The 21,239-nt window shown below is 41.4% G+C and carries 13 protein-coding genes; 7 read left to right on the top strand and 6 right to left on the bottom strand.

All coding sequences use genetic code 11. The annotated features are described in order from the left end of the window. Positions 1 to 14: 14 nt before the first annotated feature. The 6 genes from ICN44_RS00150 to ICN44_RS00125 all read left to right on the top strand — a co-directional run bounded on the left by ICN44_RS00150 (position 15) and on the right by ICN44_RS00125 (position 13,666). A complete protein-coding gene (locus tag ICN44_RS00150; protein ID WP_216261888.1) occupies positions 15 to 3,137 on the top strand; it encodes a hypothetical protein in 3,123 nt (1,040 codons plus the stop codon). Beyond that, entirely contained in the window at positions 3,134 to 8,533 is a 5,400-nt protein-coding gene (locus tag ICN44_RS00145; protein ID WP_216261886.1) for a DEAD/DEAH box helicase, read from the top strand. Before ICN44_RS00150 ends, ICN44_RS00145 begins: the two co-directional genes overlap by 4 nt. Continuing rightward, a complete protein-coding gene (locus ICN44_RS00140; protein WP_216261885.1) occupies positions 8,530 to 10,515 on the top strand; it encodes a DNA/RNA helicase domain-containing protein in 1,986 nt (661 codons plus the stop codon). Before ICN44_RS00145 ends, ICN44_RS00140 begins: the two co-directional genes overlap by 4 nt. Continuing rightward, on the top strand, positions 10,505 to 11,677 hold the full coding sequence (locus ICN44_RS00135) for a restriction endonuclease (protein ID WP_216261884.1): 1,173 nt from the start codon (positions 10,505 to 10,507) through the stop codon (positions 11,675 to 11,677). The genes ICN44_RS00140 and ICN44_RS00135 overlap by 11 nt, the downstream gene beginning before the upstream one ends. Before the next feature lie 63 nt (positions 11,678 to 11,740). Further along, the gene (locus tag ICN44_RS00130; RefSeq protein WP_216261883.1) at positions 11,741 to 12,739 is read left to right on the top strand and encodes a DNA cytosine methyltransferase; all 999 of its coding nucleotides are present in this window, start codon (positions 11,741 to 11,743) and stop codon (positions 12,737 to 12,739) included. Beyond that, the gene (locus ICN44_RS00125) at positions 12,740 to 13,666 is read left to right on the top strand and encodes a HaeIII family restriction endonuclease (protein WP_216261880.1); all 927 of its coding nucleotides are present in this window, start codon (positions 12,740 to 12,742) and stop codon (positions 13,664 to 13,666) included. A 744-nt stretch (positions 13,667 to 14,410) separates the two neighbouring features. Here ICN44_RS00125 and ICN44_RS00120 read toward each other — a convergent pair. The 6 genes from ICN44_RS00120 to ICN44_RS00095 form a co-directional block, all read right to left on the bottom strand. After that, positions 14,411 to 16,780, bottom strand: coding sequence for a primase-helicase family protein (locus tag ICN44_RS00120; protein ID WP_216261879.1), 2,370 nt, complete (start codon positions 16,778 to 16,780; stop codon positions 14,411 to 14,413). Beyond that, positions 16,777 to 17,298 (bottom strand): hypothetical protein, encoded by a 522-nt coding sequence (locus tag ICN44_RS00115; protein WP_216261878.1) that lies wholly within the window; start codon positions 17,296 to 17,298, stop codon positions 16,777 to 16,779. Before ICN44_RS00115 ends, ICN44_RS00120 begins: the two co-directional genes overlap by 4 nt. Continuing rightward, positions 17,295 to 17,480, bottom strand: a complete 186-nt coding sequence (locus tag ICN44_RS12370; RefSeq protein ID WP_216261877.1) for an AlpA family phage regulatory protein — start codon at positions 17,478 to 17,480, stop codon at positions 17,295 to 17,297. Before ICN44_RS12370 ends, ICN44_RS00115 begins: the two co-directional genes overlap by 4 nt. A 94-nt stretch (positions 17,481 to 17,574) precedes the next feature. Next, positions 17,575 to 18,090 carry a hypothetical protein gene (locus ICN44_RS00105; protein ID WP_216261876.1) on the bottom strand — a complete coding sequence of 172 codons (516 nt, stop codon included), beginning with the start codon at positions 18,088 to 18,090 and terminating at the stop codon, positions 17,575 to 17,577. A gap of 2 nt (positions 18,091 to 18,092) precedes the next feature. Beyond that, positions 18,093 to 19,334, bottom strand: coding sequence for a tyrosine-type recombinase/integrase (locus tag ICN44_RS00100; protein ID WP_216261875.1), 1,242 nt, complete (start codon positions 19,332 to 19,334; stop codon positions 18,093 to 18,095). A 364-nt stretch (positions 19,335 to 19,698) separates the two neighbouring features. Beyond that, positions 19,699 to 20,535 carry a hypothetical protein gene (locus ICN44_RS00095; protein WP_216261873.1) on the bottom strand — a complete coding sequence of 279 codons (837 nt, stop codon included), beginning with the start codon at positions 20,533 to 20,535 and terminating at the stop codon, positions 19,699 to 19,701. Positions 20,536 to 20,699: 164 nt separating this feature from the next. Between ICN44_RS00095 and ICN44_RS00090 the strand changes: the two genes are divergently transcribed. Further along, positions 20,700 to 21,182, top strand: a complete 483-nt coding sequence (locus ICN44_RS00090; protein ID WP_216261871.1) for a hypothetical protein — start codon at positions 20,700 to 20,702, stop codon at positions 21,180 to 21,182. Positions 21,183 to 21,239 lie beyond the last annotated feature (57 nt).

The raw sequence follows: 21,239 nt of genomic DNA, 5'->3' as shown, positions 1-21,239 counted from the left end.
TGACAAAAAAATAAATGTACGAGTACGTTAAATCTCAAGCCCTCGCAAAAAGGGACTCTGATGCATGGCTGAACTACTCAAGGTGGAATGAATTAATTGCATCTCATTTCTTTTCAGATAAATATGAAAATAGGCCAGTTTATCTCGATATAAGCGATCAACTGTTGGTTGTATTTGGTGAAAAGTCTGGATTAAGTGCTGCCGAGGCTATAAAAGATTTTAGAGATTCAATTATTGGTTCTTTAAGCAGTACGACTATTTTTAATCCTCATTTAGTAAATGCATTTAGATGGAAGAGGAGAACTGAAGAAGAAACACCTCCATTCGTTGCCTTGCTTGCTTTTTTCTCATATGTCGCAGAAAAAATGGTTAGAGACAATGATTTTGGTGCAAATAATTATTACGGTAGATTGCAAAGGGAGTTAGGGCTTTCTGATGAGCACCATTCCGATTTACAAAAATCTTACAGGGAAATTGGCGAGCTTATTTGGCCTTGGTTGAATGAATGGATTGCATCATGGGATGGTGAAATCGGACTCCCAACTGCAAAAGCTCTTGATAGTCGTATTTATGTAAGCGTAGCAATTTCTCAGGCTCTTGTCAGGGAGCAGGATAGAAACGCACTCAAAAGAATTTTTATTGAGAATGGTCTTAATCCAGGTCAACGACTTGGAAAGATGGAAATGCTTAGTCTTTTATTGCATTGGAGCTCATCAGCCGGTGGGTCTTCATCTCTAAGCAAGATGATTCAGCGTGGTGGAGACATTCGGGACAAGGTCTCAGAGATTGCTTGTTCCGAACTAGAGGCGTGGGATGGAAAATTATCCGCAAAGGAAATTATTGACCATGCATCTCGAATTTTTTATATAGCAACCCATAAAAAATATCCGCAAAATAAATTATCCCTTTATTTATCCACTAATGATATTCAGAATTCAGATGATAAATATGAAATAGCGACCGGATCAAGTGTTGAAGCAAGTGAAGCTTTTAAAGATTGCGCTAATGAAATCTCATTCGATTATTTAGATGACTTTGGGGTTTCAGTTATAGAGCCATTTGAAAAAATCTCTAATGGTGATGCCTTGCTGGCTAAATTAAGGATAAAAAATAAGGCTAACGAGCGGATTCTGGAGAGAAATGGTCAGCCATTGTGTGTTTTGATTCATAGATTGGAAATTGGAGCCTTTCAGGAGGTCTCTAGAGTAGTAATTGGGACGCCAGCAATACTGCTTGTACATCAGTCGATTTTAGAAAAGGTAACGGGCGCTCTTAACGAAATTGCAAGACCAGGCTTCAAAGTTTTTAATTCTAGCCAGACAAAAGGATTGCCTGAGGGCTGGCTCATGATCGCAGATGTACAGATTTTAAAGTCAATGGAGATTAGAGAGCTCGAGGCCTTATCACCATTGCTAGGGGGTTCTGTTTCGCTTATCGGGGGCTTATATTTGGGTAATGACACGTGGCTTTGTTCTTTGCCGCCGGAAGTTGTTATTTCTTTAGATACTGATAAAACTGTAACGGTAGAAATTATTCAGAGTCTCGATTTTGGGAATAAGTTTGAAACTCATAAATTTGCAACTGCTACTGGCGTTCAATTTATAGATTTAAATTCTTTGCAACTGCCAGATGGAGATTATCAGGTAGTTATCTATGAGGGCGCACCTCCAAAAAGGGTGCAGAGTACGAATTTTAAAATTAGAAGTGGTAGTAGTGTTCGTATGTATAAGCGCAGCAGTTCTGCTAAGCTTTCTTACGTGCTTGCTTCAACCGATTCGCTTGGCTCAATATCTGCAACAAAAGACTTTAAAAAGTATGACAGTTTAAATTCACTCAATGGCTGTTACATATCATCCGTGCGCGATCTTGATGAGACATTTCCAAAAATGGAGATTCAATTAAATCAAGGGGTTGTATCTTCTATTGCAGAACCCGATCTGTATGAGAGAACAGCAAATACAAAGACAGTAACCTTGGAGGCTGGCTCTTGTGTTTTACGCGGCTACCACATCAAGGTTTATGATCCAATTCCGATTGGAGCGCCCGTTGGCTATCTAGTTAGGGCTAAGTGCAGTGATTGTAGTTTGACTGTTTGGGAGCGAACTCGCGGATATTATTCCTCTGGCTCAAGAAGGGGGGGGTATCAAGATAAAAATATTAGATCCTCCGATTTAGTGAATGCTATCAACGTGCGCTCTCTGCCTCCTATAGCTCCTTCTGGGAAAATTTCTGGACCAACTTATCGTCAAATTTTTGATGCCCTTTGCTACCTTAAGGAGGGGTCTTTTGAGCGACTTAGTACGATTGTTAGGTCTAAATATGATGAGCCTTGGGCGCCTTATGAAACACTAAGAAAATTAGTAGGTCTGGGTCATATCGATGTGGAGCTTGATCTGCATACCTTAAGGCCGCAGGCATGGAGGGTTGCAGACCCTTCTCTTGTGCTGACAGGCGAGAAGAAATTTACAGTTGTTGGATGGAGTTCGGAGACATTTATTAGCCAATTGCAGGAAGTCAGCGCTAGTCTTGGTGGAATGCTCCGCGTTATTGAGGACAATTATTCATTCCCAGTGATTGAGATTGATGGAATTGATTCTGAAAATATTGATGACTTTGCCGAAATAGTTTCAGCAGTAAGCGCCTTCCCAATTTCATGTACAAAACGCTTTACTCATAAATTACTTTCTGCATTGCCAACATTGTCTGAGATTGCGGTCCAATTGCCTAAGGTAGAAATGCCTGAGAATAATTTGCAATTTTTTGATCCGGAGGATATGAAATGGAAAGCCGCGGATATTGAGATTAAAGCAGGCGCATATAGGCATGACTTGAATGGAATCAAGTACTTTTACTTACCCCAAGATTTTTTAAGGTCATCTACTGCAGTTTTGTGTGATGCTCGTCTAGCTAAGTATTTTTCTTTATCAAAGAGGTACTGGAAATTTTTTAAATACGATGAAGGCACCAGAATTCTGAAGGTCCCGATTGGTATGGAGCTGCCCTTCATTTTTGATAGGGTTGCTATATCCTGCTCGGGAAAGTCGCCTGAAAATAAGGGCAATTTAATTGAGTACACACAAATAAGTAAAGAGATCGCTGAAGGTTTAGCCTATAAACTTTTTAATCAAACAATATGAATGAAAAAACCCCGCTAGAAGTTTTTGAATATATTAAGGATACTTATTTAAGATATTTAGATTCCGCATTTTGGCTTAATGATCCTGGAATGCTTGCTGAAAGAGAGGCATTGGTATCTGCCCCAGATGTTCTTGCTGCTGATCCAATACTTGAGGTTAATTTGCCTTATAAGACCTCTGAAACTATAGGTGATGTCTGTAAGGGTATAGGGCTAAGTAATGAGATTGCCGTCGATCTAGCAAGCTCTATTTTTTCCAAAACTCCGGAATTTAAGCTAAGGACTCACCAGGCTGAATCCCTTAAGAGATCGTATATGTATGGCGAGAATGGGGGTCACAATCCTATTGTTACATCAGGTACAGGCTCTGGAAAGACTGAAAGTTTTTTATTACCTGTATTTGCTAGGCTTTTCGAGGAGTCAAAACGATGGCCAAAGCCATTGCCAATAAACACATGGTGGGAGTCTGATGTAGGTAATTGGTCTAATGTACGAGTTACCGCATGTAATCGACCTGCAGCAGTTCGATCAATCATCCTTTATCCAACTAATGCACTTGTTGAGGATCAAATTTCTAGGCTTAGAAAAGTAATTTTTTCTGCCAATTCATCGAGCGATAACCCACTTTTTTATTTTGGCAGATATACCGGCGCCACAATGGGAGACCAAAAGGTTCCCATTAAACGCAGTGATGCCTCTGTAAAAAGTGTCGCGAAAGAAATACGTGAAATGGTAAGTGAGTTAAACGATCTAAGCGATGCAAAGGTTAGTGAAGATGTTTACTTGCAGATACAAAACCCACAATTAGGTGAAATGGTGACCAGATGGGATATGGTCGCATCTCCCCCAGATATTTTAGTCTCAAACTTTTCGATGTTAAATGTAATGTTGATGCGTGATGTAGAGGCTAATCTCTTTGAATCAACAAAGCAATGGCTAGGTCTTAGTGAGAAGAATGTATTTACTTTAGTTATTGATGAGCTGCATGGTTATCGAGGTACGCAAGGAGCGGAAGTAGCTTTAACGATTAGAAATCTCTTGGCTAGAATTGGGTTGACCCCAGACTCAAAACAATTAAGATGCATCGGAACTTCAGCATCCCTTAATGGGAATGAAGGCAGAAAATACCTGCAAGATTTTTTTGGACTAGATTCCAAGACTTTTGCAGTGATAGATGGAATACCTGTAGAGCCGAATCCCATGCAGCGCCTTAGCCAGGATTCTATCGCCCAAGGAAAGGTGTGTAGTGACCAGAATAGTCTCGCCGCATGGAGTGAAGTTAATGCGATATCAGAAAAAGTAGCTGCCTCGTTTGCCCCTTCTTATAAAGCGCAGCCGTTAAGAGATATTATTCGATCCGTTCTCCCTGAAACCAGTGACGGTGGGGATAATGATGTAAATCTCATTTTAAGGGCTATGTCAGCCGAGGGGGAGAATCTAAACTCTCCTAGATTCAGAGCTCATAATTTCATACGTTCGTTAAGAGGCTTGTGGGTGTGCACTAATGAGAATTGCACCGAGTTAGATCCTTCATATGACTCTGAGCATAGAACGCTCGGCAAAATATACAGAACTCCAAAAATTTCATGTGGATGCGGAGCACGTGTGCTCGAACTCCTGTACTGCTATCAATGCGGTGAAGCTTCTTTGGGCGGTGTAGTTTCTCCTGTAACAGGGGATGAAGATAATAGCTGGTATATGAGCCCTGCTGTAAATAATGGGTCAATTAATTTAAGTAGCATGGTTAACAGGCGAACATATAACCAATACATGTGGATTCGCCCTGGAAGACTTCAAGCTCCAATTGATGAGTGGACTCATGAAAATAGCGCTGGAAGAAAAATCAAATTTAAATTTTCTGGCGCTTCATTTGACATTAGATCAGGGCTTCTTCAGAAAGATCCTCATGGATCTTTTACGTATATGCATACCAACGCATTAGCAAGCGAATTTTCTACAATACCCTCCCTTCCTGAAGTGTGCCCACATTGTGAGTTTAAGGAATACAACAAACCGCTTGGTTTTTTTTCTGGCGTGGTTCGATCGCCCATTAGGGCTCATACGATGGGTCAATCTATTGCAACTCAAATTTTGGCAGAAAGAGTATCTGATCTTCTTGGGAAAAAAGATGAAGCATCAAAATCCATAATATTTTCGGATAGTCGAGACGATGCAGCAGCGATTGCTGCGGGGTTAGAATTTAATCATTTCAGCGACTTGCTGAGGCAAATTATTTATCAAGTATTTAATACGAAGAGGGTAGATGCAATTGATGTGGCAAGAGCCTCGCTAAGATCGGAAAAGTTAACCGAAGAGGAGTTATCAACTCTTGAGTTGTGGAAGAGAAACAATGTAGATTTATGGGGAGCACTCATCAGCGAATTCAAAGGTCGCGCAGATGAAGAGGAGCTGGAGCTTATTAAGACATATCAAGATGGGGCTTCACGTGGGGAGGATAGCTATCGATGGTCAGATTTGATTATGCAGATAGAGAAAAAATTGCTCTCTATAGGGGCAAACCCTGCAGGACCGCAGCCATCCTACAAATATATTTCTAATAATCCTTGGTATAAATTTTTTAGGTCTGAGGACTGGGATAGCCTTCCAGAATCTGAAACTCAAGATGGTAGGTCGCGATTAGAACGCAGGCTTGCTTCTCATGTAGGAGGAGTGCTTTTTTCAAGGGCAGGTAGGGATTACGAATCAGTCCATCTGTGCACAATTGATGTAGAAATCCCACATTCAATTTTGGGTGGAATTCCATTAGAGACTCAAAAAGAAATGATCTCCAGTTCAATTCGAATTTTAGGAATTTTGCGTCATTACGATGAGAGTGGGCTCTTTATTTCTTCTACAAACCCACCCGGAGGTCTAAAGAAGTATTTACAAGAGATCTCTGCCAAGTATGCCCTAGATCAAAATATTGTTATTGAAGCTGTTGAAAAATTCTTAAAAGACAAAGGAATCATTAATCAAAATTGGGTGCTCCAGCTGCAAAACATATTTGGACTTGAATTACGGTTGACCAGATACTCAAATGGAAAAATCTACAGATGCGTCAAGTGTTCAAACGAACACCTACATAACTCTGCTGGTATATGCTCAAATCATAAATGTCTTTCAAGGAATTTGGTATTAATAGATTCTCCCACGGAAGATTATTACAAATGGCTTTCAACCCACAAGCCAAGACGCTTGAGAGTTGAGGAATTAACAGGGCAAACAAAGCCCTTATCAGAACAGAGAAAAAGGCAGAGACTGTTCAAGGGGATATTCCTTCCCAGTGAGTCAAAGAAAGTTTCAGATATTGATTTGTTGAGTGTTACCACCACCATGGAGGTGGGGGTTGACATTGGTTCTTTGCAGTCCGTCATCTGTGCGAACGTACCTCCGCAAAGATTTAATTATCAACAGCGAGTAGGTAGAGCTGGTCGTATGGGACAAAAATTTTCATATTCGTTTACTTATTGTCGTGGGCGCACACATGATGAGTGGTACTTTAATAATCCATTAAGAATGACTGGAGATAAGCCACCGCAGCCATACCTGGATTTGGGGCAAGATTTAATTTACAGACGCTGTATTACAGCTGAAGTATTAAGACAAGCATTTTTGGGGCTTCCAGCCGATATTCGTCCAAAAAGAAATAAAAATAGTACACATGGAGCATTTGGTGCGGCGAGTGATTTTGTCCCGTTATATAAAAATCTCATCAGCAAATGGATCGTTAGTTCAGGTCGCGTAAATGGGATTATTCAATCGTTTATTACTTATTCGGATTTATCCCAAGAGCAAATTAAAAAAATCACTGATTTTATCAATGACGACCTTGTAAATTGCATAACTGAATTAATTTCAAGCAAGAATCATCTTCAAAAGGAGTTGAGCGAGCGGCTTGCATCCGCAGGGTTTCTACCCATGTATGGATTCCCGACGCGGGTAAGAGCTCTTTATTCATCTGCGCCGAGAAATATTGATATGGAAGAGGAATGCCAGGTGAGTGATAGAGCTCTTGATGTAGCAATTGCAAATTTTGCTCCTGGAGCGGAGATCTTAAAAGATAAGCAAATTCACGTCTGTCATGGCTTTGCTAGTTGGGACTATACGGGGGGGAGAGTTCGACCTACAGAGCCTCCGATGGGCGAGGTTAAATTTATTAATAAATGTACTTCTTGTAAGTTCGTGCGTATAGCAGCTGACGCGAGCGATGAAGGTAATTGCATGGTATGCGGAAATAAATCCACAACATTTAAAATGTATGAACCCCTTGGTTTCAGAACAACCTATCAATCGCGAGATTTTGACAATCAAACTGAAAGAGGGGCAAATATTCAAGAGCCTGTACTTGGGGCGATCAATAATAACTACCGTGGTACCAAGATAAATGGGTTATGGGTAAATTCTTTACCACAGCAAGACATAATAATTATCAATGATAATGACGGGAAACTATTCCCGCTGACTGTTGCAGCTGATAAATCTATAGTCGTTTTGGATCAATCGCTCTATTCTCCGGCGGCGGTTGATAAGACAAGAGGGTTGCGTGATGTTAGCTCTGTCCCAGCGGATGCTGAAATGGCTTCAATTGGGTGTATAAAAGTAACTGATTTATGCCTACTAAACTTTGAGTCAGATGCATTGAATCATAAAACTATGGTTCTTGATATTAATGAAGTACCAGCTGCGCGAGCGGCTACCAGATCATTTGCAGAATTGTTTATGAAAACTGCTGCAACTGAGTTAGATGTGGGTACTAGCGAGCTGCAAGTCGGATATCAATCTAGGAGGACTGAGGATGGTAAATCAGTTGTTGAGCAAATTTTTATATCTGATAGCCTTGAAAATGGCGCAGGATATGCATCCGTAATCTCTACCCCTGTAATGATTGAGAAAATCCTAGAACAAATTCTTAAGACTACCAAAAATCAGTTTGAGAAAAAAATTCATTCACTTCATTGTGATTCGTCATGTCCGGATTGCCTGAGAAGTTATGAAAACCGAAGAAATCACGGTTATCTTGATTGGAGACTTTCATTGGATATGGCCGAAATTGCTGCTGGCATTAATTATGATGAGGACCGATGGCTAAAGCATTCTGAGAAATTGGCTGACGATCTATCTAAATCATATTTAGATATGGGCTTTGATATAAAAAAGGTTCGGGTCGGTAAATTGTTTGGGCTTACATACGAAAATAGAGGGATTATTTTTTCTCATCCCCTATGGAGTAATTCCCAAGTAAATTGGAATGAATCCCAGAGTCAGGCTTTTTTTGATATGCGTTCAGCTATTCCCGCATGGAATGGGAGGCATCCTTTTATTGATATGTGGACTCTAAAAACCCGCTCTCATACAGCTTTTGAGAGGTTAGTTTTGGATGAGGTTAGTCAGTCGTGATCGAGGTATTTGGTTTTACCACCTCCTCAGAAAGTGCTGCGGCAGAGAAAATCTACGATTTCTTTATCTCGGTTTGGCCGGACCTGAGGGATCATAAGGATGATCATGTAAAAATTCTCTCTGGTGCCAAACTATTCGGATATCAAACGCAAGATATTGATATTGTAATTTCGTGCTATTTCTCAAGCCCCAGAAAATTTAGCCCTGTTAGACCGGTTAAATGTCAGCCGGATGATGTATTTCAAAAGCTTGAAGTATATATTGAAAGTTTTCTAATGTGTGTGGAGGTAAAAGCGCATACAGGTTCATCAGTAAAATTTGAGGGCTCTAGTGCACTAGTTAGGTACTCAAGAAAAAATTCTGAGGGCTGGCATTCTGCAAGTGACCAAAGCCTTACCCAAGCCCATTCATTAAAGCAATTCGTAACCGACGAGTTGGGGTATGCCCCATTTGTGACTAATTTAATTTATTTTTCAAATTTAGAGGAATTTGATATTCCAACTAGACCAAATAATTTAATTAGCGCCACTATTTCGCCTAGGGATTTTTTTACTGTTGTTGCTGAGAATGCAAAACCATGGATAAGAAAAACCGGAAGGGCAACAATCTCCCTTGGGCCTTCAGATTTTGCAAAGAAAATTTCAGCGTCACGACTTTTTAAATCCTATATCCCCACAGATCTTGATAGGAAAAAGATTGATTCAATTGCTGCAAAGCATGGATTTAATGCTGGATGGTTTTCGGAATTGGGTAACCGACTTCTTATATTGAAGGGTCGTGCAGGCACGGGAAAGACTGTAGCACTACTTCAGATTGCAAACCATCTTTATGTAAATAATAGCTCTAGATCATTAATTCTTACATATAACCGTGCTCTTGTATCTGATCTAAGGCGGATATTAGCGCTCCTTGGTCTTCCGACAACAGTTGATGATGGCGGCATATCTGTAGAAAGTACCTACAGTTTTTTCTATAAAACTCTTAAAGCTTTTTGTATGCTGAGGGAGGATGAGGATTTTTTAGATATTTATGATGCTTCAGTTACTGAGCTTGCAGAATCGCTACGTACATCAATTTTTACAAAATCCGATATATTAGATGTGATTAATTCCAATCCAGAACAGTTTGCCTATGATTGCGTTCTAATTGATGAGGCGCAGGATTGGAAGCCTGATGAAGTGTCATGCATCAAGTCAATATTTGACGTTAACAGTTTAGTGATATCAGACGGCATGGACCAGTTGGTAAGGGGTAATAATGCTTCCTGGACGCTTGGACTAAAGGCCCCAGAAAAGATTGTATTTAATCTGGAGCAATCACTTCGAATGAAAGGTAATTTAGCCCTCTTTGCCAATTCGCTTTCTAAAACTCTTGACTACATTGATTGGTCGATTAAGATCAACCCTCAAATTAGGGGTGGCAAAATTATTATATTTGCTGGCTCTGTTATTGAGTCCTTAGTGGCTGCAAGAAAAGAATTAGAACGCGCGATAACGTTAAATAATAAAGCTATCGATCTTCTAGCTTTAGTTACGCCTGGTCTAGCAGAGCAATTGCGTGGCGAACCCTATTTCACTGAGTTTGAGAGTTTATTTGGCGTTAAAATTTGGAAGGGTTATGACGATGCTGTCAGGCGAGAGCCTCCGAAATCAACCGATGAGCTAAGAGTAATTCAATATGACTCAGCCAGAGGAATGGAGGGTTGGACCACTTTTTGCTTTGATTTTGATAATTTCATTTCCTATAAAAAATCCCAGTTTATAAAGATTTACGAAATTCAGGAAATTAGTGAGTTAGATAAGGATTCGTGGGTTTCCCGCGAAGTATCTAGGTGGATTCTGATGGCCCTTACTAGAAGTATCGACACAATTTTCATTCAAATCGAGGATACCGACTCAGAAATAGCCTGTTGTTTACGCAGTCTATCTGAGCAAATGCCTGATTTTGTGATTTGGAAAAATATAAATTCAGATGACTTCTAAGATATTTACATTCAACGAGATAGCCTCTGCAGATTTAGTCATTGATGCATTGTATGAAGGCGGTAAATCCGGCAATACATCCGATGACCCAATCACGAAATTAATGTCATGTGGAAACCAGGGTGGATTCAGGTTTACTGGATCATTTTCAGCTGCAAAATTTTGCGTCCTATATACGGAGCTCTCAAATAGAGAGTGGCCGGATTATATTGATTTCGAAAGGGGTCAGTTTGTTTACTATGGCGACAATAGAACTGCTGGTCACGAGCTACATGACACAGTTAAAAAGGGAAATTTAATCCTAAAAAATGCATTTGACAATTTACATATTGGAAAAAGAGGGTTAATACCCCCGTTTTTTATATTTTCAAAAGCTCCTGGAGCGGGGCGCTCTGTTATCTTTAGGGGGCTTGCTGTACCAGGCGCTAGAGATATATCTCAGACTGAAGATTTACACGCAATATGGAAGACGTCAAAAGCGCAGAGATTTCAAAACTATCGCGCCACATTCACTATACTTGACGAGCCAGTTATATTGCGCCAGTGGGTAAATGAATTACTTGGCGGCACATCTTCAAATTCTTTTGCGCCTCCGTCATATATTAAATGGAAAGATTCAGGTAAATATACGCCTCTATTGGCTCCCCCATCAGTTTTACATCGAACTGTGGATCAGCAGCTGCCTCAAAATCAAATCGAAGAAAAATTTATTGAAAAGATTAAAAATTATTTTGAGTCACATACTAATGGGGAGTATGCATTTGAAAAATGCGCCATTCTATTAGCTCAAATAATGGATAAAAATATTATTTCTTGTGATAACACCAGGCCATGGAAGGATGGTGGTCGGGACGCAATAGGAGTTTACAGAATTGGAACTCGCTCTTCATATTCTGATGTTGAGTTTGCATTAGAGGCGAAATGTTATAAGTTAAGCAATGGGTGTGGTGTCAGAGAAACCAGTAGGCTTATTTCCCGACTAAGACATAGGCAATTCGGAATTTTTATTACAACGTCATATGTGGCTCTGCAGGCTTATCAAGAAATTATTGAGGATGGTCATCCAGTGCTGGTGCTTGCGGCAACAGACATTGCAAAGATTTTGATTGATAATGGAATTTCAGACGAAGCAGAGCTATCTCGTTGGCTCCTTCAGTTTTAAATCCTCTGCGTATACTCTTGAGCCCTGCTATACTGTACAAATATACAGCCTATTAATTTACACATGAAATCAAAATCCTCACCAACCCTCGTCTCTCTTTTTTCAGGCGCAGGAGGATTGGACCTTGGGTTTGAAAAAGCTGGATTCAAGACGGTCTGGGCAAATGAATACGATAAAACTATTACCCCAACTTTTAAGGCGAATTTTCCATCTATTCATCTAGACGAGCGTTCAATCGTTGCAATTCCGGATGAGGAAATAGAGGAAATTAAGAGTAAATACGGGCGAATAGATGGCGTAATAGGTGGACCGCCTTGCCAATCTTGGAGTGAAGCTGGCGCTAAACGCGGCATCAAAGACCATCGCGGTCAACTATTTCACGATTACATTCGGTTCATAAAAATATTAAAGCCTAAATTTTTCGTTGCAGAAAATGTGCACGGTTTAATTCATGCTCGGAATAAAGAATCTTTTGAAAATATTAAGAAGATGTTTAAGAAGGCTGGGTATATTGTAAAGGCTGAGGTATTGAAAGCTAGCAACTATGAGGTCCCACAAGATAGGGAGCGCGTGTTTATCGTTGGATATAACGAAGACGATTTCAATACCGGCTACGAGTTCCCCCTGCCTGTTGAGGGACCAAAGCCTACTCTGAATGATGCTATTGGCTATTTGTCAAAAATTAAAATTGGAACAAAATCCAAAAAGTATTTAAATCATGATTTAACCCCAGACCAGACGTTTTCACCCATTTATATGTCAAGGAATAGGGTGAGATCTTGGGATGAACAATCATTTACTATTCTGGCTACCGACAGACACATTCCAATACATCCTAGTGCTCCAAAGATGGTAAAAGTTGCTAAGGATAAGATGGCTTTTGTTTCTGGACATGATTATCGACGTTTGACCGTGAGGGAGTGCGCTGAAGTGCAGACTTTCCCCTCTGATTTTGCTTTTATCTACTCCAACGTTCGTAATGGATACAAGATGATAGGCAACGCCGTTCCTGTAATGCTTGCCTATCACGTGGCCCGCAGAATTAGAGAAGATCTTAAATAGATGAAGGCCGCAACCCAAACTGAAACCGGAAGGGCTTTTGAGTGGTCTGTCGGCAGGTCTGTAACTAGCTTAGTGGGTTGCCGACTAATTGAAAGCAATTTTTCTAAATTAGCAAAGCTTTGTTACGAAGAAAAGATTTCTGATAAAAAAAGAGATGCATTTGATGTAGCCGCCGACCTAGCTGTAAGGCATATTCTGAATAAGGAAAAGATAGAGCGAGATCCTGACGCAACTCTTGAATTTAATTCCGATAAAGCGGGTCAAAAGGGTGATGTTAGGGATGTAATACTTAAGTACTCCGGAAAATCAATCGGAATTTCTTGTAAGTCAAACCACGAGGCGCTAAAGCACTCTAGACTTTCTGCAAAGCTGGATTTTATTTCCAAGTGGGATCTGAGTGATGCGGGATGCAGCACAGAGTATTGGAATCAAATTAAACCTATATTTGCCGAGTTAGCCAGTATTCGTAAGAACTCCGATAGGACTGCGCTATGGGAGGATTTGGAAAGCAAGCCAGAGCGATTTTATTGGCCACTACTCGATGCTTGGGAGCAAGAGATTAATAGGGTGATCAGTGTCAATCCAGATAAAGAGGCTGACTTTTGTAAGCGATTAATGACTTATCTTATAGGTCGCTTTGATTTTTATAAAGTTATGTGCAAGGGCTCAAAACGAGTAGAGATCCAGGCATTTAACTTCTCGGGCAATCTTGCTACACGCAAAACAAACTTTCCCACAGCTATTAATGTAATTAATAAGAAAAATGGGGGTATGTATTCAAAGACAATCGTCTTTAATCATGGATTTAGTATCAATTTCAGAATTCATAACGCAAGCAGCCGCGTTGAGGCATCTTTAAAGTTTGATATAAACGCTATTGGTTTACCCTCTGGCGAAGTCTATCAACACACCCTGGATATTGGTTAGTACTTAGATCTACTTTAGGTCTCTTTTTTAAAGATCTATTGATTTTATGATAGCTATTGCAAGTTGTGATTCATCGGATAGGTCGAGGGATTGATAGGTCTTCGGGCGACGTCCACGAGTTTTGGTGCCATTAAATAGATGTACGTGGTCGCCAATATCCCTTAAGTAAAGTAGGACTGCACTCTTTTTACTTCGCTCTTCACGCTCAGCTCTAGATTCGCCCTTATTTCTATATTGTGGATGATCCGAACCTCGTAAGACTTTACGTTTTCCAACGATCCCGCCGTGCAGGCGGCACTTAGGTCGATTGCGTACCCTCATATTGGAGCAGGGTAATCCTGTCCTTTTACATTTAGCGCCACATAATGGCTGCTTGGAATATTTAAACGATGGAAGTGGCATGTCTAATTCTTAAAAGTTATTTGCACTGTAATAACCCCATCAAGGAGGGCGCATTTTTATTTAAACCCTGAACCTCTTGTAAACGAATTAGTGATTTCGCACAGATGCACGTATTTCGCACGTAAAGGATGTTCAATCTGTGGGTATCCAAACCCCTATAGCTCGGCCCCTGGCTTTCATCACACACATCGCACACTTTATTTATATATAAATAAATAATAAAAAAGAAGGATAGGTGTATTGGTGTCAGAATCACTTTCGTAAGATCTGGATTTTTTGTGTGCGAACCGTGCGAAGTTTTGTAAAGCACTGGTTTCAATAGGAAATTCATCACACACATTCTTAAAAGATTGTTTCTTTGTAGTGCCGTGCAATTTCAGTTTCACTCATAGAGCTATACATATTGAATTTAGCCGCAGTTGAAAAGAGCCCCTTACGTGTACCGTTGTCAAACTTGGCTTTCTTGGCCAATTTTTTGTACCCCATTCTTTTGAGGATCGTAGCAACTGTTTTTCCAGAGCACTTTGTTGGATGCGAGCCAAAGTTATAGTGCGCTGCTAGGTCCTCAGTGCTGATCAGATCATGATTCTTTGCTTGCGCTTTAAGGAGGGCGTTTTCAACCCACTGCTCAAGGTCGGACTTATTGCTATCGAGCATTCCCATCTTAGATTGACTCATTGGCGCTGGTGCGGTGGGATCAAATTGGGATGTATCTTGACTCAAGAGGTAGTCCATTAATGCTGCCTTGCCGCCAGATTTAATCCAATTCACGAAGTTTTTACGTATTTCATCTGGCAGTTTCTTATCTGGTGCCTCGGCTACAAAAAAACGCCTATCTTTGTCATTCAGATACACCGCGTCTGGGTGGTTGCTCAAGAAGACGTACTTAATGAGGTTTGGCTCAGAGTATTTCGCGGTATTTTTGACGTTGATATTATTCTCGGTAGCAGTAATCCAGCCTTTAATTCGATCAGCGGTGCTGCGTTTGTCTGCACTTGAAACCTCATCAGCGATCACAAATATCTTTTGCGACTGCCATTCAGTAAATTGGTCATTAAATACCTCATTGCCAACCACCTTGAAGTGTCGTTGATGAAGTAGGCTGCCAACAGTCTCAAACAGCAATCCCTTGCCAACGCCTTCCTCAATAGACCAAACCACCAATGAGACTAAAAATTTAGCTCCAGGCTCCTGGATCATTTTTGCGAGCCACTTTACACAATATTCCCGCTCAGCTTTATTGGGCAACACAAAGTTGATGAGATTAATAAATGGTGTCACATCTCCAGGCGCTGGTTCTGCGGTAAAGCCGCGCCAGGTATTGAGCGAGCCGTCTTTCAATGTGGCTGGCTTGCCAGGTGCTAGGACTAATTGTTTGACGCTGCGTCGTTTTGGGCTTTTTACCCAACCTCTGCCTAGAGTCGTAGCCTTAGCGTCCTCACTGGGCTTATATGACACATTGTCATAGTGCATATAAAACTTAGGGGCGGGGACGTACAAGCCATTCTTGATGTCATAAATCTCTCTTGTAAGATTGTCCCAGACATACTCTTGGTTTATGAGATCAATTGCATCGGGTGGCTCTACAAACTCTTCGGTAGTGGAATCAGTAAAGACAGTCTTTAGTTTATCGACTGGAGTGCCTTTGACTTGCGCCCAAAACTTATCAATCTTTTCTTGGGTTATCTCTTCGTCTCGCGCATAGGAATTCTGGCGAATATTGGCCCAGTATCGGTCTTGGGTACGGTCATTATTCTTCGAGCCAAATTTCCAGTCTAGTAAAAGGGCTCTGATTTGGTCGATATTAAATCCACTGCGAATCATCGAAGTAGCCATGCCCATATCCATAGCGGATCCCGACTTATCGACCAAACCTTGGGTGCTGCCCAAGTAGCGAGCCTTAGCACTTGGGTTTGACTCCAGAAATTGTTCAAATCGACCCCTCAGTTGCTCGGTAATTTCAATTTTAGTAATTGCTTTAGAAGATTTAGCGCCTTTGGATTTGGTGTGGTACTCAGTTCTAGCTTGCTCGATTATTTCTGGCGATATTGCTAAGGCAGCCTGGATCGATTTCAAGTTGTATTCCTTCGCTGAGCGATAAATGATCTTTGCAATTGAAGGAGTGCTCGGATAGCCTTTATCAATCTTTGACCGGCTAGGGTAGTTAAGCGTCCCAGGAAGCCTAAGAATGCGGCTACAGTCTTGCGTTGAATCAGCATTCCAGCGCTTGGCAACCGCGCGATTCACGACTTCATGCTCCTCCTTAGACTCTTGGTCGCGAATATCAAGTACGGGTACTAGCCGATAAAGAACTTGCAAGCCATTGCCAGAGTCGATGATGATTGATGCGTGCTCAATTAAGCTGGGTATTAGTGAGTTGAGATAGCCTCTTGCTCTTTCGTAAGAACCAAATTGCTTTATATCAGGGTCAATATCCGCCCAAACAAAACGTGCTGCTTTCACATCTGCTTTTGACAGTCGCTTATTAGTGGCGTCGCTAACATTGGTATGAAAGTAGCAGTTTCGGCCTTGAGTATTGGCCTTCAAAACCCAGGCTTCCGCCTGGGCTGCCTGTTGGGGCATCGTAAAAGTCTTGCAAGGTACTGAGCTTTGCTTGTCTAAAGGGTCAATTGTTGCTGCTGTTAGTTGACCGACTGGAATGAGCTCGGCTATCTGCATCGATAAAGTAGGGATGTCGGCAAGCATATTCATGCGCCAGCCTCCAGATCTCCAGTATTAAATTCTGTAATCGCTGGAAATGTCTCCTCAAGGTCTTTCAGCAGCTGGTCTAACTCAACCAAAGTCGGGTGCCGCTCACCAGATGAGTAGGTGGTGTACAGGTTTGGGTTTACAGATAGGGAGCTGTAATTAAGCCACCCATTGCTACTAGGCGGTTCTAATAGGCATACCTGTGTCGACCCTCTTGTCCGCAGCGCGATTACGGATAAACATGCTAGAGAGTTATCGGGTTTAACGGTTTGCATCATGGTGAATTCGTCAAGATCAATTTCACCCTTAGGCGTTATGTATCTAGTTTCTGTGAATAGATCCAACCCGTCCGAGTTTTGATAAGTTTGCTCGTATGTGTTTATCTTTATAGCAATGACTGGAATCGACTGAATCATTTTGCATACGCTAAGGTTGTCGCCTTTATCTTGCCAATAATCGATTACAAGTAGCTCAAGAGGTTCGGTTGGTGTAATAACCGTTGATTGATGTATGGTTCTCATACGCCCCCCTTAATGCGGGAGTTAACCCAACCTTCAATTGCATCGCTTGGCCAACCAGTACTTCTCGATGTCAACTTAATTCCCCGGGGAAAAAGCTGAAGGCGGATTTGCTTATAAATTGATGAGGGTTTTAACCCAGTGATTTCAGAAACTTCTTTGATTCGATATATCTTGATTGGCATTTATAGAGCCCTCCATGGTTAAGAAGACTCCATTTCAAAATATAGGATTACATTAGGTGTGCCATGTATTTCCTATACAACACTCATAAGGGCTCTAATATTTAGGGCGGCCTCTGCCACCCTCCTTGCCAGCCAGCCTCTTTAACTCCTTAGTTTTGGCTTCCTTTTTTTCATACTCGGAAATCTGCTCAGCCTGCTTTGCTAAAAGCTTGTCGAATGCGATTTTTTGCTCTATCAGCTTTTGAGAAAGAAGTCTTGGGTTCTTCATCTCTTCTGCGCTTAAATCCAACGCACCCGCGTCTATCTCAATACGCTCAACCACGCTAACATCGAATTTAATCTTTATGGGACATAAGGTGGATCTGAATTCTTTTAAAGCTCCTTTGCGGTTATATAGCCACTCACCAAGATCTTGGCATCGATATTGCTCGCGCGCTCGATCACCCTCATTCAGAATAACTTTTGATCTTATTCGGTCTGGAACTTCATTTTTATAGGATGAAATATAAGCACGAGCTTTAGTATTCGCATTTGTTGCGCCTGTTGCTACCAGATGACTTTCTATGGCACGCTCAATTTCCGAGCGACTAACATACCCTTTTTTAGCCATGCTTAAGCCGCCTTAAGCTTAGTAACGTTACTAACCGTTTTGTTTTTCGCCTTTGCGTCACACCAATCCGCAAACCACTGCATCATTTTGACGCGTTCTTCTGTAAAGTTTGAGCGCAAGTAAGCCCTACGAATTTTATTTTTTTCAACATGATCTAGCTGCCTTTCTATGGCGTCAGAATTAAAGCCATTTTCATTAAGTACGTCCGTAATTAAGGAGCGAAGCCCATGTGCCGTTACTTTGAAACCTAGTCTGTGTAGCGCAAGTCGCAAAGTATTTTCTGACATGATCGCGTGTTTACCTCTGCCAGGAAAAATAAGACTTTCTTCATCACGATAGGTTAAAGGCTTTATGTTTTCCAAGGCAGCAAGGGCTTGTTTGGGAAGGGGTACTGAATGTTCTCTGCCGCTTTTCATTCTTTTGCTAGGTATCGTCCAAATTGCATTGTCAAAATCAATCTCACTCCACTTAGCACCCCTTATAGAGTTATCTCTGAGTCCGGTGTACAGGGCTAGGCGTAACGCACAAACAGTTTTTACGTCCAGTATCTGCTCAGCCCCAGTTATATTTAGCTTGCTAATGAGATCGCCCACCTTGTTTTGAGGTAGGGCGGAAAAGTGGACCACAGCTGGCTTTTTAAAGTAGGGGTTGTCAGCCATATCTCGCGCTGGGTTTATGGTGCCTCTATGAGTTGCTCTTGCGTAGGAGAATATCTGAGCTGCTATTCCGCGTGCTCTTCGAGCAGACTCTTTAGTACCTTTGTCATAAGCAGTCTTAATAATCGAATAGAGATAAGCCTCCTTGATGGAGTCAATTGGCAGTCGCTCTAGGTCCGGCAGTAAATAGCGTTTTAGTAGTCCTGTATTTCGCTCTAAATAATGAGCGCTCCATTCTGCTTCGTTATGAGCTAACCATTCTTTTGCTATAGCCCCAAAAGTGGCCTCACCTTTGATGATCTGATTTGCCTTGGCTATTCGGATTGCGGTGGAGGGGTTGTCTCCTTTAATGACATGCTGCTTTGCTTCAGCAAGTTTTGTCCGTGCTATTTGGAGGCTTACTTGAGGGTAGGTGCCTAAGCTATTGGTATTTTCTTTGCCATCAAGTCTGAATCTATAAATCCATGAGCGGCTCCCGTTAGGTTTAATACGCAACCTGAGTCCGCCACCATCATTTAGGTAGTACATATCTTGCTTAGGCTTTGCAGCTTTGCACGATGCTTCAGTTAGTAGTTTTTCAGCAGCCATTAGGTCCTCCAGTACCCACACCAGTACCCAATTTTACTTTAGCTTTTGGTGAACTGCTATGAACTGCTATAAATTAAAGTACCCGTATTTATTGGGTTATAGGGTGATTTATAGATTATGGTGAACCTTCATAAAACCCAATTCGGCGCACACCTCTTCCGCCAAAGTCAATGGTTTTATAAGGGTTTGCAGAGATACAACACCCTTGTTACCAAAAGTGTTACCAAAAAGCCATCCCGCAGGATGGCTTTTTACTTGGCGTCAACCGTCTGCTATCTAAACTGGAGCAGCCCTTCAAGACCGTTTATTTTCGGGGTTCTAGGGGGCAGAGAACGGCCAATAACAGTCGATCAAAATATATGACTTAATGAGAAAAGGCATAGGTAATCCCAAGACGCCCACCCCAGCCCTGGGCTCCTCCTATATTGGTATTCACGGTGTAATACCGAACGCCTAAGGTAAATAGCAGTGGCACATCGCCGATGGCAATTAATCTGCTACCCATCAGGTTAACCGGGTATGAGTGAGCGCCAGTATTCATGTTTATTGTGGATTCACTATTTAAGGTGTAATTTCCATATCGCTTGGTAATGTAAGTAATCGATGGCTGGATATAGACATTGTTGGCACTGGAGCCTATGGTTGGGGTAGCACCCAAGCCAAAGGATTGATAACCATACAATGAGTAAACCCAATTTTCAGTGCGATGCACCGCAACTAGGCTATAGCCCGCTCCATTTTGTGCGCTACCAAACATCCACGGCATCGTAGTTCGAATTTGGACCATGGGCCCAATTCCAAAGGAATTAACCCGTTTATTAACATCCGATTGAGTAAAGTAGCTTTGGACAATGATTGGTTTTAATCCAGAGCCTGAGTACCCATCAAAATTATTAAATGACTGATATGTAATTTCAGGGTGCACTACAAAGCTGTACTCTGAATTAATGCAAAATGGTAAAAAAGGCTGTATTTCCGTATATTGAGTTGAGCCTTTGTGCGCTAAGCCCACTTTTTGATCAAAGTTGAAATAGATTGGGACGGAGGCAATGTTATCTTGAGCTTGCAACAGTCGCTCACTTGAGATGAGTCCACTCTTCCCTCGGCTAAGTGGTGTAGAAATTGAATCGGATGACTGGGCGTGTACTAGCGAGCTTAGGGCTAGGATGGTTGGGGCAAATAGGGCTCGAATGAACAGCATTTGTAAAAGAATTGAGATTTTGCTTACGTAAATTAGAGCCAGTTTGGGGAAGGGTGTTTTGAGAATAAAGTAATATGGCTGCAAATACTTTGCCATTTCATTCCAGCAACTCTATTAAACGACATCAGATGATAAAAACTCTATTCCAAAAATGGCTAGGTCTCATGAAAAAGAGGGCAGTCTTAATAGTTTATTTTTCCTTGTGGTTTTGTGCTCTGACGTTTTATAGTGAAGCTGCCCTGCATTTGGAGCCATCCCGGGTTATTGGTTATGGATTTGCCATTCTACAAGCAGCGATGCTTTCTAAGTTCTTACTTATTCCAGAGGGGCTTCTGCCTTACGGACTAATATCCAAGCGAACGGAAAAGCCCGCACTTTATTTGGCAATCATTATTCGCACTACTTTTGTTTCGGTTGCGGCACTCTGCATTCGGTATCTTGTTGTTGGGCTCGAGGGCCTATTCAAGGGAAATGGTTTTATTGAATCCATCACCACATTTAGTCAGGGTGATATCAAACATATCCTAGCAATCCTCTGTTTGTATTGGTTAATAGTCTTGCCATATATGTGCTATCGATTTTTAATCTATCTTACTGGCGATAAAGATTTGGTAACCTTTTTGTCTGAAAGAAGAACGCAAAGTTAGCATTTGTCATACTCATACTCATACTTTAGATATAAGAATGACCAGTACGAGATTACT

This window comes from Polynucleobacter sp. JS-Fieb-80-E5, assembly GCF_018882015.1.
In the GTDB taxonomy this organism is placed as follows: Bacteria; Pseudomonadota; Gammaproteobacteria; order Burkholderiales; family Burkholderiaceae; genus Polynucleobacter.
This window is presented reverse-complemented; position numbering and strand designations above follow the sequence as displayed.

Excerpts from the sequence above, each read along its gene's own strand:
- ICN44_RS00150 (WP_216261888.1), top strand. The coding sequence starts at position 15 with ATGTACGAGTACGTTAAATCTCAAGCCCTCGCAAAAAGGGACTCTGAT.
- ICN44_RS00145 (WP_216261886.1), top strand. The coding sequence starts at position 3,134 with ATGAATGAAAAAACCCCGCTAGAAGTTTTTGAATATATTAAGGATACT.
- ICN44_RS00135 (WP_216261884.1), top strand. The coding sequence starts at position 10,505 with ATGACTTCTAAGATATTTACATTCAACGAGATAGCCTCTGCAGATTTA.
- ICN44_RS00130 (WP_216261883.1), top strand. The coding sequence starts at position 11,741 with ATGAAATCAAAATCCTCACCAACCCTCGTCTCTCTTTTTTCAGGCGCA.
- ICN44_RS00125 (WP_216261880.1), top strand. The coding sequence starts at position 12,740 with ATGAAGGCCGCAACCCAAACTGAAACCGGAAGGGCTTTTGAGTGGTCT.
- ICN44_RS00120 (WP_216261879.1), bottom strand. The coding sequence starts at position 16,780 with ATGAATATGCTTGCCGACATCCCTACTTTATCGATGCAGATAGCCGAG.
- ICN44_RS00115 (WP_216261878.1), bottom strand. The coding sequence starts at position 17,298 with ATGAGAACCATACATCAATCAACGGTTATTACACCAACCGAACCTCTT.
- ICN44_RS12370 (WP_216261877.1), bottom strand. The coding sequence starts at position 17,480 with ATGCCAATCAAGATATATCGAATCAAAGAAGTTTCTGAAATCACTGGG.
- ICN44_RS00105 (WP_216261876.1), bottom strand. The coding sequence starts at position 18,090 with ATGGCTAAAAAAGGGTATGTTAGTCGCTCGGAAATTGAGCGTGCCATA.
- ICN44_RS00100 (WP_216261875.1), bottom strand. The coding sequence starts at position 19,334 with ATGGCTGCTGAAAAACTACTAACTGAAGCATCGTGCAAAGCTGCAAAG.
- ICN44_RS00095 (WP_216261873.1), bottom strand. The coding sequence starts at position 20,535 with ATGCTGTTCATTCGAGCCCTATTTGCCCCAACCATCCTAGCCCTAAGC.
- ICN44_RS00090 (WP_216261871.1), top strand. The coding sequence starts at position 20,700 with ATGAAAAAGAGGGCAGTCTTAATAGTTTATTTTTCCTTGTGGTTTTGT.